We start from the raw sequence: 15,195 nt of genomic DNA, 5'->3' as shown, positions 1-15,195 counted from the left end.
GATATCCCGATCATCAAGGGTTCGGCTCTGGCCGCGATGGAAGGCCGTGATCCGGAAATCGGCGAGAACTCGATCCGCGCGCTGATGGAAGCTGTCGACAGCTATATCCCGACGCCGGAGCGCGCCGTGGACCAGCCCTTCCTGATGCCGATCGAAGACGTGTTCTCGATCTCGGGCCGTGGTACGGTTGTGACCGGCCGCGTCGAGCGTGGCGTGATCAACGTCGGCGACGAACTGGAAATCGTGGGTATCCGCGACACCTCGAAGACGACCTGCACGGGCGTCGAGATGTTCCGCAAGCTGCTGGACCGTGGTGAAGCTGGCGACAACATCGGCGCGCTGCTGCGCGGTGTGGACCGTGACGGCGTTGAGCGTGGTCAGGTTCTGTGCAAGCCGGGTTCGGTGAAGCCGCACACCAAGTTCGAGGCTGAAGCCTACATCCTCACCAAAGAGGAAGGTGGCCGTCACACCCCGTTCTTCGCGAACTACCGTCCGCAGTTCTACTTCCGCACGACGGACGTGACCGGCACCGTGACGCTGCCCGAGGGCACCGAGATGGTGATGCCGGGCGACAACCTGAAGTTCGAAGTCGAACTGATCGCTCCGATCGCGATGGAAGACGGTCTGCGCTTCGCAATCCGCGAAGGTGGCCGCACCGTCGGCGCCGGCGTCGTGTCGAAAATCATCGCGTGATCGATGGTTTCGGGGCCCTCTCCGGGGCCCCGAAAACGACAGTTGGAAAGAATTTGAATGGTGCGCCGAAAGGCGCGCCATTCGCTCTTGACAGACTCAGGGTGACGCCATAGAGGACGCGCCTGATCTGCCAAGATTTTCAGGTTCGATGCAGGCGCTACATTCGGTGCCGTCTGCCTCTCAACCTTCACGCCATGCGAAGAGGCATGACATATGACCGGCCAAAATATCCGCATCCGGCTCAAGGCGTTCGATTACCGCGTGCTGGACGCCAGCACCCAGGAAATCGTGAACACCGCGAAGCGCACGGGTGCTCAGGTTCGCGGGCCCATCCCGCTCCCGAACAAGATCGAGAAATTCACGGTTCTGCGTGGTCCGCACATCGACAAGAAGTCGCGCGACCAGTGGGAAATCCGGACGCATAAGCGTCTTCTCGACATCGTCGATCCGACCCCCCAGACCGTGGACGCGCTGATGAAGCTCGACCTCGCAGCGGGCGTCGACGTCGAGATCAAGGTGTAAGGAGGGCATTATGCTGCGGACTGGTGTTATCGCCAAGAAGCTGGGCATGACCCGGCTCTTCCTTGAGGACGGCAAGCAGGTTCCTGTGACCGTTCTCCAACTCGACAAGCTTCAGGTGGTGGCTCAGCGCACTTCCGAACTCGACGGCTACACGGCCGTTCAGCTCGGCGCTGGTGAAGCCAAGGCCAAGCGTACGACCGCCGCTCTGCGTGGTCACTTCGCGAAAGCCAATGTCGCCCCGAAGCGCAAAGTCGCGGAATTCCGCGTCGCTGAAGAAAACCTGATCGAAGTGGGCGAGGAAATCACCGCGAACCACTATTTCGAAGGTCAGTTCGTGGATATCGCGGGCACCTCGATCGGTAAGGGTTTCGCCGGTGCTATGAAGCGTCACAACTTCGGCGGTCTGCGCGCCACGCACGGCGTGTCGATCTCGCACCGCTCGCACGGTTCGACCGGTCAGTGTCAGGACCCGGGCAAAGTGTTCAAGGGCAAGAAGATGGCAGGTCACCTCGGTGCCGTGCGCGTCACGACCCAGAACCTTCAGGTCGTCAAGACCGATGCCGACCGTGGCCTGATCATGGTCAAGGGTTCGGTGCCGGGCGCCAAAGGTGGCTGGGTGACGGTCAAGGATGCGGTCAAGAAGCCGCTCTCCGAGAACATCATCTACCCCGCCGCGCTGAAGTCGGCTGCCGAAGCCGCTGCGAAAGCTGCTGAAGAAGCCGCTGCCGCTGCTGCTGCCGAGGCTGAAGCCGAAGCTCAGCGTCTCGCCGAGGAGCAGGCCGCTCAGGAAGCTGCTGCGCTGAAGGAAGCTGAAGAGTCGATCGAAGCCGACAAAGGCGAAGACGGCGGCGAAGCGCCCGAAGGAGACAAGCAATGAAACTCGATGTGATCAAGCTCGACGCCGGCAAAGCCGGTTCGATCGACCTCGCCGACGAGATCTTCGGGCTCGAGCCGCGTGCGGACATCCTGCATCGCGTCGTGCGCTGGCAGCGCGCGAAGGCTCAGCAGGGCACCCACTCGGTTCTCACCCGCTCGGAGGTCAGCTACTCGACCAAGAAGATCTATCGTCAGAAGGGCACCGGTGGCGCACGTCACGGCTCCCGGAAGGCGCCGATCTTCCGCAAGGGTGGTGTCTACAAGGGCCCGACCCCGCGCAGCCACGCTCACGACCTGCCCAAGAAGTTCCGGGCTCTGGGTCTGAAGCACGCGCTGTCGTCGAAAGCCGCTGCTGGCAAACTGATCGTCCTTGAGGACGCGCAGCTCGCCGAAGCCAAGACCAAGCTGCTGGCGAAAGCCGCCAAGGAGCTGGGCTGGAAGAAGGTGCTGGTGATCGACGGGGCCGAGGTGAACGAGAACTTCGCCCAAGCCGCGCGCAACATCGACGGCATCGATGTGCTGCCTTCGATGGGCGCCAACGTGTATGACATCCTCAAGCGTGACACGCTCGTGCTCACGAAGGCGGGTGTCGAAGCTCTGGAGGCTCGTCTGAAATGAGCGCGAAACCCGAACATTACGACGTGATCGTCAAGCCGATCATCACCGAGAAAGCCACCATGGCCTCGGAGAACGGCGCTGTTGTTTTCGAAGTGGCGAAAGACGCTTCGAAGCCGCAGATCAAAGAAGCTGTTGAGACTCTCTTCGGCGTCAAGGTGAAGGCGGTCAACACCACCATCACCAAAGGCAAGACCAAGCGCTTCCGGGGCACCCCCGGCCGTCGCTCGGACTTCAAGAAAGCCTACGTGACGCTGGAAGAAGGCAACACGATCGACGTCACCACCGGCCTGTAATCCGGTAGGACGGAGACATTGGAAAGGCCCTCGCGATCCGCGGGGGCCTTTTCGTTTGCGGTGTTGGGGGAGGGGGCGCTTACCTCTCATGGCGCGCCCAGGCGCTGCGCGTCACTTCTCCCGCAGGTAGCTTTCCGAGACATAGCCGCGCAGGTTGCGGGCGGCGTCGAGCGAGACGTTGCACCAGCGGGTGTTGCCGCTGCGCTCGCAGCTGCGCACATGGACGATCGCGCCGTTGGGAAGGCCCAGGATCACCTTGTAGCCGGTGCCGGGGCCCGCGCGCAGTTTCAGCATGTCTTGCCCCTTCACCCCGGCGACCTCATAGGTGCCGCGCCACGCGTCGGCGAGGGTGGGGGTGGCGAGGGTCGCTGCCGCGCAGAGCGGGGCTGCGAGGAGGATTGCTCGGGTTGGACGCATTGGTTGCTCCTGTTATGTCTTCTGCCTCGGAGGCCATTTTGCATGTCCGGACCGCGAAGCGCCAGTTGCTTGGACCATCGCGCGCAAAAACAGGCCAAGCCTATAGACTCACCCCCGCATCCCTGCTACATCGCGCCAGTCTCGCGGCCTCGGATTCGTTCCGGGGCCCGTGATTTTTGAATTCGGGGACCTTCGGGGCCCTATACACACAGACAGGCGGGGCAACTCGCCGCAAACCAACGGAAGACAGAAAGCATGGCACTCAAGTCGTATAAGCCGACGACGCCGGGCCAGCGTGGGCTGGTTCTGATCGACCGTTCGGAGCTTTGGAAAGGCCGTCCGGTCAAAGCCCTCACGCAGGGTTTGACCAAGTCGGGTGGCCGGAACAACACCGGGCGGATCACGATGTGGCACAAGGGTGGTGGCGCGAAGCGTCTCTATCGCATCGTCGATTTCAAGCGTCGCAAGTTCGATGTTCAAGGCACCGTCGAGCGGATCGAATACGATCCGAACCGGACCGCCTTCATCGCGCTGATCAACTATGAAGATGGTGAGCAGGCCTACATCCTTGCACCCCAGCGTCTCGCTGTCGGTGACAAGGTCGTTTCGGGCTCGCGTCACGACGTCAAGCCGGGCAACGCGATGCCGTTCTCGGGCATGCCGATCGGTACCATCGTCCACAACGTCGAACTGAAGCCCGGCAAGGGTGGCCAGATCGCACGCGCCGCGGGCACCTACGCCCAGTTCGTCGGCCGTGACGGTGGCTACGCTCAGCTGCGTCTTTCGTCGGGCGAACTGCGCCTCGTGCGTCAGGAATGCATGGCGACCATCGGTGCCGTGTCGAACGCCGACCACTCGAACCAGAACCTCGGTAAAGCCGGTCGTAAGCGCCACATGGGCGTCCGTCCGACCGTCCGCGGTGTCGCGATGAACCCGATCGACCACCCGCACGGTGGTGGTGAAGGTCGTACCTCGGGTGGCCGTCATCCGGTTACGCCGTGGGGCAAGCCCACCAAGGGCAAGCGCACGCGCGTCAACAAGAAGACGGACCAGTATATCCTGCGTTCGCGTCACGCGAAGAAGAAGGGTCGCTAACATATGTCTCGTTCTGTTTGGAAAGGCCCCTTCGTTGATGCCTACCTGCTGAAAAAAGCAGAGAAGGCTCGCGAGTCGGGCAAAGGCGACGTCATCAAGATCTGGTCGCGTCGCTCCACCATCCTGCCGCAATTCGTTGGTCTGACCTTTGGGGTCTACAACGGCCACAAGCACATCCCGGTGAACGTCACCGAGGAAATGATCGGTCAGAAGTTCGGTGAATATTCGCCGACCCGCACCTATTACGGGCATGCGGCCGACAAAAAAGCCAAGAGGAAGTAATCGTCATGGGTAAGGAAAAGAATCCGCGCCGCGTGGCGGAGAACGAAGCGATGGCGAAGACCCGCATGCTTCGCACCTCGCCGCAGAAACTGAACCTCGTCGCCGCGATGATCCGTGGCAAGAAGGTCGACAAGGCCCTTTCGGACCTGACCTTCTCGAAGAAGCGCATCGCGCTCGACGTGAAGAAGTGCCTTCAGTCGGCAATCGCCAACGCTGAGAACAACCACGGCCTGGACGTGGACGAGCTCGTCGTGGCGGAAGCCTGGGTTGGCAAGAACCTGGTGATGAAGCGTGGCCGTCCGCGGGCACGTGGTCGCTTCGGCAAGATCATGAAGCCGTTCTCGGAAATCACCATCAAGGTGCGTCAGGTTGAGGAGCAAGCGTAATGGGTCAGAAGGTTAATCCGATCGGCATGCGCCTCCAGGTCAACCGCACCTGGGATAGCCGCTGGTACGCCGACAGCAAAGACTATGGCGACCTGCTGCTCGAGGACATCAAGATCCGCGAGTTCATCCACGAGGAAGCCAAGCAGGCCGGCATCAGCCGCGTCATCATCGAGCGTCCGCACAAGAAGTGCCGTGTGACCATTCACGCTGCACGTCCGGGCGTCATCATCGGCAAGAAGGGCGCTGACATCGAAGCGCTCCGCAAGAAGCTGGCGAACTTCACCGACAGCGAGCTGCACCTGAACATCGTCGAAGTCCGCAAGCCGGAACTCGATGCGCAGCTCGTCGCCGAGTCGATCGCACAGCAGCTCGAGCGTCGTGTCTCGTTCCGTCGCGCCATGAAGCGCTCGGTGCAGAACGCGATGCGCATGGGTGGTCTTGGTATCCGTGTGAACGTCGCTGGCCGTCTGGGCGGCGCCGAGATCGCACGTACCGAGTGGTATCGCGAAGGTCGCGTGCCGCTGCACACCCTGCGTGCCGACATCGACTATGCGCTGTCCGAAGCGTCGACCCCCTACGGGATCATCGGCGTGAAGGTCTGGATCTTCAAAGGCGAGATCATGGAACATGATCCGCAAGCTCGTGACCGCAAGCACGCTGAAGCCCAAGAGGGCCCGGCACCGCGCGGCCCGCGTCGCGATCGCTGAGGGAGTAGATAGTTATGCTGCAACCGAAACGGACGAAGTTCCGCAAGATGCACAAAGGCCGGATTCACGGTGAAGCCAAAGGTGGTTTCGACCTGAACTTCGGTCACTTCGGCCTCAAGGCAGAGGCGCCCGAGCGCGTCACCGCCCGTCAGATCGAAGCTGCGCGTCGTGCGATCACCCGCCACATGAAGCGTCAGGGCCGTGTCTGGATCCGGATCTTCCCGGATACCCCGATCACCGCGAAACCCACCGAAGTCCGTATGGGTAAAGGTAAGGGTTCGGTCGACCGTTGGGCCGCCAAGGTCAAGCCCGGCCGCGTGATGTTCGAGATCGACGGCGTCAACGAAGAGACCGCTCGCGAGGCTCTGCGCCTCGGCGCGGCCAAGCTTCCGGTCGCCTGCCGTATCGTCGAGCGTCAGGACTGGTAATCTCGGTCTGACTGCTGAAGACAAACGAAAGCCCCGCCAGAGATGGCGGGGCTTTTGCGTTGTTGGCGGTATGATCAGGCGCCGTCGGAAATCCAGCCGTCGATCAGCGCATCGAGTGCTTCCCAGTCGGTATATTCGATATCGGCGTCGAGATCGGCATCGGGGTCCTTCTTCGCCACGATCCGGCGCATCACGAACCGGCGGAAGATATCGTATTTCGACGGCAGGTAGGCGCCCGCGATCTGCTCGGTCAGATCCGGCGTCCAGCCGGTCGCCTCTTCGAAGTCCTTGAGGATCTTGTCGAGTGCGCGCCAATCCTCCGCGTCGTGGCCCGCGGCGGCCAGGGACACGGAGAGAAAGAGGCTCGGGCGGTTCCGGATGATGTCGCGTTGCTCTGCGACGAAATCGGCGAAGCGACCCTGATAATGTCCGACATGGATCGAGGCCGCGAGGATGATCCGGTCGAACCGGTCGAGGTTCATCCCCTCGGCTTCCTTAGTGGAAATCAATTCGGCGGAGTGGCCCAATTCGGAAATCCGATCCGCGACGTGCCGCGCGATCTTGCGGGTTTGCCCCTCGCTGGAGGCATAGGCGACGAGTGTTTTCATGCTGCGCTCCCGTTATCTGGTTGCGCAGCAAGGAAATCAGGTGAGACCCAGTTTGGCTATGATTGCGATCAAAGCGCCGGTCTCAATCCACCCATTTGTAATTGAAGCTGACCGAGATGCGCTCGTCCTCAGCCATGTTCATCGGCACCTCGTGGCGCAGCCAGCTTTCCCAGAGCAGCACCTCGCCGGGCTCGGGGGCGATGTAGATGAAGGGCTGCAGCTCGCGCCGGGCGGTCTTGAGGCGGGTTGGGGCTGCCATCATCCGGGCGCTGCGCGGGTCTTCCAGCTTCAGCGCAGAGGCACCGTCGGGCATCGCGACATAGGTCGTGCCGGAGATCACCGAATGGGGGTGCAGGTGCGAGCTGTGGGTGCCGCCTTCGGGCAGGATGTTGATCCAGAGGTCTTCGAGCACCAGCTTGCCCTCGCCCAGATCGAATTGCAGATCCTCGGCGAAGGCCGCGACGTGCTTGTCGAGGGCCTTCACCATGTCCGCGAAGATCGGGAAGCGCCAGGGCAGGTCAGTGAGCGAGGCGTAGGACGTGTAGCCCGGATAGCCGTTCTCCTCGCACCAGTCCTGCCCGGCCTCGTCGTCTTCGGCGATGGCGTAGCACGACGCCTCCAGCTCGCCGGTATCGACCTTCGGGCCGAATTCGGATAGGGCAGAGCGGTAGAGGCGGGTGACGAAGAGGGACTCGATCTGGGTCTTGGGCTCGGACATTAGGGCTCTCGCAACTGGGCGTGGATTTATCCCCCTGTTACGCCAAAGCGGGCCGAAGGCCAAACAATCCTTGCCATATTCGATTCGCTCTGATATTGGCCCCAAGTTCCTGAAATCAGGACCGACATAACCCATCAGAAAGCAGGGTCACCCGCGAGGGGCCCTCTGATGCCAAGAAAGGACCCGGGATGAACGCCCAAGAACTCAAGGCGAAGACGCCTGATGAGCTGCGTGATCAGCTCGTCTCGCTGAAGAAAGAAGCCTTCAACCTCCGCTTTCAGCAGGCCACGAACCAACTCGAGAACACCGCGCGCATGCGCACCGTTCGTCGGGACGTTGCACGTATCAAAACCGTGCTGAACCAAAAAGCCGCTGAAGCCGCGAAGTAAGGAGAGCTTCCTATGCCCAAACGCATCCTGCAAGGTACCGTGACGTCGGACAAAAACGACCAGACCGTAACCGTTTCGGTCGAGCGCCGCTTCACGCATCCGGTTCTCAAGAAGACGATCCGGAAGTCCAAGAAATACCGCGCCCATGACGCGGAAAACCAGTTCAAGACCGGTGACATTGTTCGCATCGAAGAGTGCGCACCCGTCTCGAAGACCAAGCGCTGGCGGGTCGTGGTTTCGGCGTAAGCCGGGGCCATCCGTCAGTATTCGAAACCCTGGGGCCCTTACTGCATAGGCGTCCCCAAAGGTCGGGAGTAACCCCATGATCCAGATGCAGACCAATCTGGATGTTGCTGACAACTCCGGCGCTCGCCGGGTTCAGTGCATCAAGGTCCTCGGCGGCTCGCACCGCCGTTACGCATCCGTGGGCGACATCATTGTGGTGTCGGTCAAGGAAGCGATCCCGCGCGGCCGCGTGAAGAAAGGTGACGTCCGCAAGGCCGTCGTCGTGCGCACCGCCAAAGAAGTTCGTCGCGACGATGGCACCGCCATCCGTTTCGACCGCAACGCCGCCGTCATCCTGAACAACGCGGGCGAGCCGGTCGGCACCCGTATCTTCGGGCCGGTCGTGCGTGAGCTGCGTGCGAAGAACTTCATGAAGATCATCTCGCTTGCTCCGGAGGTGCTGTAATGGCTGCTAAGCTCCGCAAAGGCGACAAGGTCGTCGTTCTCGCTGGCAAGGACAAGGGCAAGCAGGGTGAGATCACCTCTGTTGACCCGAAAGCCGGCAAAGCTGTCGTCGACGGCGTGAACGTTGCGATCCGCCACCAGCGTCAGACCCAGTCCAACCAGGGCGGTCGCCAGCCCAAGGCTATGCCGATCGACCTGTCGAACCTGGCTCTGATGGACGCAAACGGCAAAGCCACCCGCGTCGGCTTCCGCGAGGAAGACGGCAAGAAGGTGCGTTTCGCCAAGACCACGGGGGATGCGATCTGATGCTCGATCAAGCTACCTACACTCCGCGTCTTCGCGCTCTTTACCGCGACACCATCAAGGCGGCGCTGAAAGAAGAGTTCGGCTACAAGAACGACATGATGATCCCGAAGCTCGACAAGATCGTGCTGAACATGGGCGTCGGCGAAGCCGTGAAAGACACCAAGAAGGTCAAGCAGGCCGCCGAAGAGCTCTCGCTCATCGCTGGTCAGAAGGCCGTGATGACCAAGGCGAAGAAGTCGATCGCTGGCTTCCGCGTCCGGGAAGAGATGCCGCTGGGTGCGAAAGTGACCCTGCGCGGTGACCGGATGTACGAATTCCTCGATCGCCTGATCAACGTTGCTATGCCGCGCGTTCGCGACTTCCGCGGTGTGAAGCCGTCCTTCGACGGTCGTGGCAACTTCGCAATGGGCCTCAAGGAGCACATCGTGTTCCCCGAGATCGACTTCGATAAGGTCGATGAGGTTCTGGGTATGGACATCATCATGGTGACCACGTCTGACGTGGATGCCGAAGCGAAGGCGCTGTTGAAGCATTTCAACATGCCCTTCAACGCCTGATCGCGGAGGAACGAAACTTATGGCTAAGAAATCCATGGTTGCGCGCGAAGCGAAGCGCCAGCGTCTTGTGAACAAGTACGCTGACAAGCGGGCCGCGCTCAAGGAAATCATCAACGACCAGGAGCGCCCGATGGAAGAGCGCTTCAAGGCGTCGCTGAAACTCGCGGAACTCCCGCGCAACTCGTCGGCGGTCCGGCTGCACAATCGTTGCCAGCTCACGGGTCGTCCCCACGCTTACTACCGTAAGCTCAAACTCTCGCGGATCATGCTGCGTGACCTGGCCTCCTACGGTCAGATCCCCGGCATGGTGAAGTCGAGCTGGTAAGGAGGGCGACATGTCTGTGAACGATCCTCTCGGCGATATGCTGACCCGCATCCGCAACGCACAACTGCGTGGCAAATCCACCGTCCGCACCCCGGCCTCCAAGCTTCGCGCTTGGGTTCTCGACGTGCTGGCTGACGAAGGCTACATCCGTGGTTACGAGCAGGCGACGTCTGCTGCCGGCCATCCGGAGCTGGAAATCAGCCTCAAGTACTACGAGGGCACCCCGGTCATCCGCGAGCTGCAGCGCGTCTCGACCCCCGGTCGCCGCGTGTACATGGCCGCGAAAGACGTTCCGTCGGTCCGTCAGGGCCTCGGCGTCTCGATCGTCTCGACCTCGAAGGGCGTGATGTCGGATGCAAACGCACGATCCGCCAATGTTGGCGGCGAAGTGCTCTGCACCGTGTTCTAAGGAGGGCTCAATGTCTCGTATTGGTAAGAAACCGGTCGAGCTTCCCAGCGGCGTTTCTGCGCAGCTGTCGGGCCAGACCATCGAAGTGAAGGGGCCGAAAGGCACCCGTACCTTCACCGCGACCGACGACGTGACCCTCGCTGTCGAGGACAACGCCGTCACCGTCACCCCGCGTGGCCAGTCGAAGCGCGCGCGCCAGCAGTGGGGTATGACCCGCTCGCAGGTCGCGAACCTCGTCCAGGGCGTGACCGAAGGCTTCAAGAAGGAGCTGGAGATCCAGGGTGTTGGTTATCGTGCGCAGATGCAGGGCAACGTCCTGAAGCTGTCGCTCGGTTATTCGCACGAAGTCAACTTCGAGGTTCCGGAGGGCGTGACTGTCACCGCTCCGAAGCAGACCGAGATCGTTGTGGAAGGTTCTGACCAGCAGCAGGTGGGCCAGGTCGCGGCAAATATCCGCGAATGGCGTGCTCCCGAGCCCTATAAGGGCAAGGGCATCCGCTACAAGGGTGAGTATATCTTCCGCAAAGAAGGTAAGAAGAAGTAAGGAACGCGAAAATGGCAAACAGCAAACGGGATCTGTTCCTCAAGCGCCGCCTGCGCGTCCGGAACAAGCTTCGCAAGATGGCCGCTGGTCGCGCCCGTCTTTCGGTGCATCGTTCGTCGAAAAACATCAGCGTTCAGCTGATCGACGACGTGAACGGTCGCACTCTGGCCGCCGCTTCCACGCTCGAGAAAGATCTCGGTGTGGTCGGCAAGAACAACGTCGAAGCGGCAGCCAAAGTTGGCGCCGCGATCGCCGAGCGTGCGAAGAAGGCCGGTGTCGAAACCTGCTACTTCGACCGCGGTGGCTTCCTGTTCCACGGGAAGATCAAGGCGCTCGCCGACGCAGCCCGCGAAGGCGGTCTGAAGTTCTAAGACTGGTGGGGGACGTTCGCGTCCCCCCGATGATCCGGGCCGCGCCCTTCGGGGCGGGGCACCTGGATTGAGACAAACGGCGTGAAACCACGCCATCACGAGAAGGAATGCCTCATGGCAGAACGTGACAACCGCCGGGGCCGCCGCGACGACCGCGACGAAAACCCGGAATTCGCCGATCGCCTCGTCGCGATCAACCGCGTGTCTAAAACCGTGAAGGGTGGTAAGCGCTTTGGCTTCGCAGCCCTCGTGGTCGTCGGCGACCAGCGTGGCCGTGTCGGCTTCGGCAAAGGCAAGGCCAAAGAGGTTCCGGAAGCGATCCGCAAAGCCACCGAGCAAGCGAAGCGCAACCTGATCCGCGTCCCGCTGCGCGATGGCCGCACGCTGCACCACGACATCGAGGGCCGTCACGGCGCTGGTAAGGTCGTGATGCGCACCGCACCGGAAGGTACCGGGATCATCGCCGGTGGTCCGATGCGTGCCGTGTTCGAGATGCTGGGCGTGAAGGACGTCGTGTCGAAATCGACCGGCACCCAGAACCCCTACAACATGATCCGTGCCACGCTGAACGGTCTGACCCGCGAAGCAAGCCCCCGTCAGGTGGCTGCGCGCCGCGGCAAGAAAGTGGCCGACATCCTCAAGAAGCCCGAGGCTGAGGCACCTGCCGAAGCCACGGAAGCGTAAGGAGAGCGATCAATGGCTACCATCGTCGTCAAGCAGATCGGTTCGCCGATCCGTCGCCCCGCCATCCAGCGTGCCACGCTGAAAGGTCTGGGTCTGGACAAGATGAACCGTACCCGTGAGCTGGAAGATACCCCGGCCGTCCGCGGTATGGTCGCGAAAATCCCGCACCTCGTCGAAATCGTCGAAGAGCGCGGCTGAGCCGACCGGTTCGTCTGAATACCGAAACGCCCCGACCGAAAGGCCGGGGCGTTTTGCATTCGTGGGGTGTGTCTTCGGAGGGCAGGGCGCCTCAGTTCCAGGCGGGGCCTCTGCCGCCGCCATAGCCGCGCCCTTGGCCGCCCATGCCGCGCCCCTGCATCTGCCCACCGCCCCCGCAGCGCTGGAAGGCGGGCAGGTGTTTGGTCTGAGAGGCATCGCGCAGGCGCGTCAGGATCTGGGTAAGTTGGGCATTCCCGGCGACCGCCGGCAGGAGCCGTCCGTCATAGAGCCCGGAATTCGCCATCTCCGCCTGCACGCCAAGCGCGCAGGCCTCGGCCAGCGTGCCCGGCACCGGGGCAAGAGGCTTGGCCCCGCTCAGATAAGGGTTGGCGGGCACGGATAGCCCGTTCTCCCGCAGCACAGCGATCAGCGCCGCAGCATGGGAAATCTCGGCCCGCTCGATATTCGAGAAGGGGCGCACGGCGCCAAACCTCTCCATGATCGCCCGATAGGTGGCCTGCGCGTGATACTCGTCATCCAGCGCCGCGAGCACCGCCCTATGTTCCGCCGAGCTGAGCGCCGCGTGCGCGGGCAATGCCGTGCCTAAAACGACCGCGATCACGGTGACTATCGCGCTAAGTCTTGTTCCAAGTGAGCTGTGAAAACGCATCGGTCTCTCCTTCCTGAGCCAACTGGAAGTCATACGGCGACGTAGGACGGAATCCGGCGCCGATGTGACCGCGCGCCGCAGGCCCCGAGGCGGGCATGTCATTTCTTTAATTTTTCTTCACGAAATCCGGAACCGAATGTGACACACTGGGTTGGTTGGATATCGTTGCATCCTGCAATAGGGTGCTGCGCTTCAAGACTGAGGGACGGATCGATATGTTTGAAAAAATCATGGTTCCGGTCGACCTGCGTCATGTCGAGAAGATGGGCAAGACGTTGAAAGTCGCTTCGGAAATCGCAGCGAAACACGACGCAGAAGTTGTTTTCATAGGTGTCACTAGCCAAGAGCCGAGCGAATTCGGCCACAATGCCAAGGAATATGCCGCGAAACTGGACGATTTCGCGCAGAGCCATGCCAACGAGTTTGGGCATAAGGGGTCATCGAAGGCAGTCATCGTGCCCGATCCGGCCGTTGATCTCGACAAGACGCTGCTGAAGACGGCTGACGATCTTGGGGCCGATCTGGTGGTGATGGCCACGCATGTGCCCAACGCGGCCAACTATCTCTTTGCGTCGCATGGCGGCCACCTCGCCGCGCACAGCGATGCGTCGGTGTTTCTCGTACGCGGATAACGCGGACCAATATAACCAATAAGGACAGGAGGACGGCATATGGCCGAACCTGAAGAAGTTCAGGGCATCCCTGCCCCCGAAGGGGACACGCAACTGATCGAGACCGACTATGAGATCGGTCAAGACAACGTCGAAGGGCATGTAGGGCCCTTCGGTTTCGACATTCACAACCCTGTTTTCATGATCTCGGCGTTGTCCATCGTGGCCTTCGTCTTCTATGCGCTGGCTCTGCCTGAACAGGCGAGTTCGCTGTTCGGCGCGATGCGCCCGTGGCTGACCTCGACCTTCGACTGGTTCTTCATGAGCGCCGCGAACATCTTCGTCATCTTCTGCCTCGCGCTGATCGTCTCGCCTTATGGCGCAGTGCGTCTGGGCGGCACGGATGCGGAGCCGGACTTCACCTATATGGGGTGGTTCGCGATGCTCTTCGCAGCCGGTATGGGCATCGGCCTGATGTTCTTCGGCGTGCTCGAGCCGGTCTATCACATGGCGGTCTCGCAGCCTCTGGGCACGCCTTCGCCCTTCGATGCGGATGGCAATCTGATCCCGGAGAACGTCGCACGGGCTAAGGAAATGGGCCTCGCCGCGACGATCTATCACTGGGGTCTGCACCCCTGGGCGATCTATGCGGTCGTGGCGCTCGCGCTGGCGCTGTTCTCCTATAACAAGGGTCTGCCGTTGACGATCCGTTCGGCCTTCTATCCGATCTTCGGCGAGAAAGTCTGGGGCTGGACCGGCCATATCATCGACATCATCGCGGTGTTCGCGACGCTGTTCGGCCTTGCGACCTCGCTCGGCTTCGGCGCGCAGCAGGCGAATGCGGGTCTCAACCACGTCTTCGGCGTTCCGATCGACACCACGGTGCAGATCATCCTGATCACGCTGATCACCGGCGTGGCGCTGTTCTCGGTGCTGCGCGGCCTCGATGGCGGCGTGAAGCTGCTTTCGGAGATCAACATGGGGATCGCGGCGCTGCTGCTGCTCTTCGTGCTCTTCGCGGGCCCGACGCTGATGATCTTCACCGATTTCGGGCAAGGTCTTCTGGCCTATGCGAAGGACATCATCCCGCTGTCGAACCCGATCGGGCGCACGGATGACAGCTATCGCGACGGCTGGACCGCGTTCTACTGGGCGTGGTGGATCTCCTGGTCGCCCTTCGTCGGCATGTTCATCGCCCGCGTGTCGCGTGGCCGTACCGTGCGCGAGTTCATCATCTGTGTTCTGCTGATCCCGTCGCTCGTCTGCGTGCTGTGGATGGCGGTCTTCGGTGGTGTTGCGATCGATCAGGTGATCTCGGATCCGTCCGGCTCGCTGGTGAAGGCGCAGGTCATCGATAGCTACAACCCGCCGCTGTCGCTCTTCGCGATGCTGGAGGGGCTTCCGCTGGCCTCGATCACCTCGGTCATCGCGATCGTCCTGGTCATCGTGTTCTTCGTGACCTCGTCGGACTCCGGCTCGCTCGTGATCGATACGATCACCGCAGGCGGCAAAGTCGACGCACCGGTTCCGCAGCGTGTGTTCTGGGCCACTTTCGAGGGCGCGGTCGCGATCGTGCTTTTGATCGGCGGCGGTCTGAGTGCGCTACAGGCGATGGTGATCTCGACCGGCTTGCCCTTCACGCTGGTTCTGCTGGTGATGTGTTGGGCGATCTGGAAGGGTCTGCGGACCGAACCTCGGTAAGCCGACCAAGCTTTGAGACAAAGGCGCGCGGGGGAGACCTCGCGCGCCTTTCGCTATGTGCAGGGCGTCTGGAAACGCGGCGCGTCTGCGTATATGA

At 61.7% G+C, this 15,195-nt stretch carries 27 protein-coding genes; 23 read left to right on the top strand and 4 right to left on the bottom strand.

Annotated elements, in window-relative coordinates; translation table 11 throughout:
- The 5 genes from BMI86_RS17045 to BMI86_RS17025 all read left to right on the top strand — a co-directional run.
- The coding region (locus BMI86_RS17045; RefSeq protein ID WP_246831751.1) for an EF-Tu/IF-2/RF-3 family GTPase at positions 1-693 on the top strand (693 nt) is incomplete at its 5' end.
- Between the two features lie 213 nt (positions 694-906).
- Positions 907-1,215: a 30S ribosomal protein S10 gene (rpsJ, locus tag BMI86_RS17040; RefSeq protein ID WP_036639457.1), complete on the top strand. Its 309-nt coding sequence runs from the start codon at positions 907-909 to the stop codon at positions 1,213-1,215.
- A 10-nt stretch (positions 1,216-1,225) separates the two neighbouring features.
- Complete coding sequence (gene rplC, locus BMI86_RS17035) at positions 1,226-2,092, top strand: 50S ribosomal protein L3 (protein ID WP_078542383.1); 867 nt, start codon at positions 1,226-1,228, stop codon at positions 2,090-2,092.
- Positions 2,089-2,709 carry a 50S ribosomal protein L4 gene (gene rplD / locus BMI86_RS17030; RefSeq protein WP_075773839.1) on the top strand — a complete coding sequence of 207 codons (621 nt, stop codon included), beginning with the start codon at positions 2,089-2,091 and terminating at the stop codon, positions 2,707-2,709. Before rplC ends, rplD begins: the two co-directional genes overlap by 4 nt.
- Entirely contained in the window at positions 2,706-3,002 is a 297-nt protein-coding gene (locus tag BMI86_RS17025) for a 50S ribosomal protein L23 (RefSeq protein WP_078521296.1), read from the top strand. The genes rplD and BMI86_RS17025 overlap by 4 nt, the downstream gene beginning before the upstream one ends.
- Before the next feature lie 111 nt (positions 3,003-3,113).
- On the opposite strand, the gene BMI86_RS17020 is transcribed toward BMI86_RS17025, so the two are convergent.
- Positions 3,114-3,419 (bottom strand): SH3 domain-containing protein, encoded by a 306-nt coding sequence (locus BMI86_RS17020; RefSeq protein ID WP_078542382.1) that lies wholly within the window; start codon positions 3,417-3,419, stop codon positions 3,114-3,116.
- A 255-nt stretch (positions 3,420-3,674) separates the two neighbouring features.
- Between BMI86_RS17020 and rplB the strand changes: the two genes are divergently transcribed.
- Genes rplB through rplP form a run of 5 tightly spaced genes read left to right on the top strand, consistent with a single transcriptional unit; the run spans position 3,675 to position 6,317 of the window.
- On the top strand, positions 3,675-4,514 hold the full coding sequence (rplB, locus tag BMI86_RS17015; RefSeq protein ID WP_078521293.1) for a 50S ribosomal protein L2: 840 nt from the start codon (positions 3,675-3,677) through the stop codon (positions 4,512-4,514).
- Between the two features lie 3 nt (positions 4,515-4,517).
- Positions 4,518-4,796, top strand: coding sequence for a 30S ribosomal protein S19 (gene rpsS / locus BMI86_RS17010; RefSeq protein WP_078521291.1), 279 nt, complete (start codon positions 4,518-4,520; stop codon positions 4,794-4,796).
- A 5-nt stretch (positions 4,797-4,801) separates the two neighbouring features.
- Positions 4,802-5,182: a 50S ribosomal protein L22 gene (gene rplV, locus BMI86_RS17005; protein WP_078521290.1), complete on the top strand. Its 381-nt coding sequence runs from the start codon at positions 4,802-4,804 to the stop codon at positions 5,180-5,182.
- Positions 5,182-5,889, top strand: coding sequence for a 30S ribosomal protein S3 (gene rpsC, locus BMI86_RS17000; protein ID WP_078521288.1), 708 nt, complete (start codon positions 5,182-5,184; stop codon positions 5,887-5,889). Before rplV ends, rpsC begins: the two co-directional genes overlap by 1 nt.
- A gap of 14 nt (positions 5,890-5,903) precedes the next feature.
- Positions 5,904-6,317, top strand: a complete 414-nt coding sequence (gene rplP, locus BMI86_RS16995) for a 50S ribosomal protein L16 (RefSeq protein WP_078542381.1) — start codon at positions 5,904-5,906, stop codon at positions 6,315-6,317.
- Between the two features lie 74 nt (positions 6,318-6,391).
- On the opposite strand, the gene BMI86_RS16990 is transcribed toward rplP, so the two are convergent.
- Complete coding sequence (locus tag BMI86_RS16990; protein WP_078542380.1) at positions 6,392-6,925, bottom strand: flavodoxin domain-containing protein; 534 nt, start codon at positions 6,923-6,925, stop codon at positions 6,392-6,394.
- An 82-nt stretch (positions 6,926-7,007) separates the two neighbouring features.
- Positions 7,008-7,643 (bottom strand): 2OG-Fe(II) oxygenase family protein, encoded by a 636-nt coding sequence (locus BMI86_RS16985; protein ID WP_078521283.1) that lies wholly within the window; start codon positions 7,641-7,643, stop codon positions 7,008-7,010.
- 188 nt (positions 7,644-7,831) lie between these two features.
- Between BMI86_RS16985 and rpmC the strand changes: the two genes are divergently transcribed.
- From rpmC to rpmD, 11 genes are all read left to right on the top strand, one after another.
- The gene (rpmC, locus tag BMI86_RS16980) at positions 7,832-8,032 is read left to right on the top strand and encodes a 50S ribosomal protein L29 (RefSeq protein ID WP_075773849.1); all 201 of its coding nucleotides are present in this window, start codon (positions 7,832-7,834) and stop codon (positions 8,030-8,032) included.
- A gap of 12 nt (positions 8,033-8,044) precedes the next feature.
- Positions 8,045-8,278, top strand: coding sequence for a 30S ribosomal protein S17 (gene rpsQ, locus BMI86_RS16975; protein ID WP_078521280.1), 234 nt, complete (start codon positions 8,045-8,047; stop codon positions 8,276-8,278).
- Positions 8,279-8,354: 76 nt separating this feature from the next.
- Entirely contained in the window at positions 8,355-8,723 is a 369-nt protein-coding gene (gene rplN, locus BMI86_RS16970; protein WP_075773851.1) for a 50S ribosomal protein L14, read from the top strand.
- Complete coding sequence (gene rplX, locus BMI86_RS16965; RefSeq protein WP_078521279.1) at positions 8,723-9,028, top strand: 50S ribosomal protein L24; 306 nt, start codon at positions 8,723-8,725, stop codon at positions 9,026-9,028. The genes rplN and rplX overlap by 1 nt, the downstream gene beginning before the upstream one ends.
- Positions 9,028-9,585, top strand: coding sequence for a 50S ribosomal protein L5 (gene rplE, locus BMI86_RS16960; RefSeq protein WP_078521278.1), 558 nt, complete (start codon positions 9,028-9,030; stop codon positions 9,583-9,585). The genes rplX and rplE overlap by 1 nt, the downstream gene beginning before the upstream one ends.
- Positions 9,586-9,604: 19 nt before the next feature.
- Positions 9,605-9,910, top strand: a complete 306-nt coding sequence (gene rpsN, locus BMI86_RS16955) for a 30S ribosomal protein S14 (RefSeq protein WP_075773854.1) — start codon at positions 9,605-9,607, stop codon at positions 9,908-9,910.
- 10 nt (positions 9,911-9,920) lie between these two features.
- Positions 9,921-10,319 (top strand): 30S ribosomal protein S8, encoded by a 399-nt coding sequence (gene rpsH, locus BMI86_RS16950; protein ID WP_152845393.1) that lies wholly within the window; start codon positions 9,921-9,923, stop codon positions 10,317-10,319.
- Positions 10,320-10,329: 10 nt separating this feature from the next.
- Positions 10,330-10,863 (top strand): 50S ribosomal protein L6, encoded by a 534-nt coding sequence (gene rplF, locus BMI86_RS16945; RefSeq protein ID WP_078521275.1) that lies wholly within the window; start codon positions 10,330-10,332, stop codon positions 10,861-10,863.
- A gap of 11 nt (positions 10,864-10,874) precedes the next feature.
- Positions 10,875-11,234, top strand: coding sequence for a 50S ribosomal protein L18 (rplR, locus tag BMI86_RS16940; protein WP_075773856.1), 360 nt, complete (start codon positions 10,875-10,877; stop codon positions 11,232-11,234).
- Positions 11,235-11,348: 114 nt separating this feature from the next.
- A complete protein-coding gene (gene rpsE, locus BMI86_RS16935) occupies positions 11,349-11,918 on the top strand; it encodes a 30S ribosomal protein S5 (protein WP_075773857.1) in 570 nt (189 codons plus the stop codon).
- A 12-nt stretch (positions 11,919-11,930) separates the two neighbouring features.
- Positions 11,931-12,116: a 50S ribosomal protein L30 gene (gene rpmD, locus BMI86_RS16930; RefSeq protein ID WP_075773858.1), complete on the top strand. Its 186-nt coding sequence runs from the start codon at positions 11,931-11,933 to the stop codon at positions 12,114-12,116.
- A gap of 91 nt (positions 12,117-12,207) precedes the next feature.
- Here rpmD and BMI86_RS16925 read toward each other — a convergent pair whose 3' ends face one another.
- Positions 12,208-12,786, bottom strand: a complete 579-nt coding sequence (locus BMI86_RS16925; RefSeq protein ID WP_210402734.1) for a hypothetical protein — start codon at positions 12,784-12,786, stop codon at positions 12,208-12,210.
- Positions 12,787-12,941: 155 nt separating this feature from the next.
- Here BMI86_RS16925 and BMI86_RS16920 point away from each other — a divergent pair, with 155 nt between their 5' ends.
- A complete protein-coding gene (locus BMI86_RS16920; RefSeq protein WP_246831750.1) occupies positions 12,942-13,418 on the top strand; it encodes a universal stress protein in 477 nt (158 codons plus the stop codon).
- A 39-nt stretch (positions 13,419-13,457) separates the two neighbouring features.
- A complete protein-coding gene (locus tag BMI86_RS16915; RefSeq protein ID WP_078542378.1) occupies positions 13,458-15,098 on the top strand; it encodes a BCCT family transporter in 1,641 nt (546 codons plus the stop codon).
- Positions 15,099-15,195: the final 97 nt, after the last annotated feature.

The organism is Thioclava sp. DLFJ5-1 (assembly GCF_002020115.1).
Classification (GTDB): domain Bacteria; phylum Pseudomonadota; class Alphaproteobacteria; order Rhodobacterales; family Rhodobacteraceae; genus Thioclava; species Thioclava sediminum.
The sequence above is the reverse complement of the archived record's forward strand: the minus strand, read 5'-3'. Positions and strand labels throughout refer to the sequence as shown.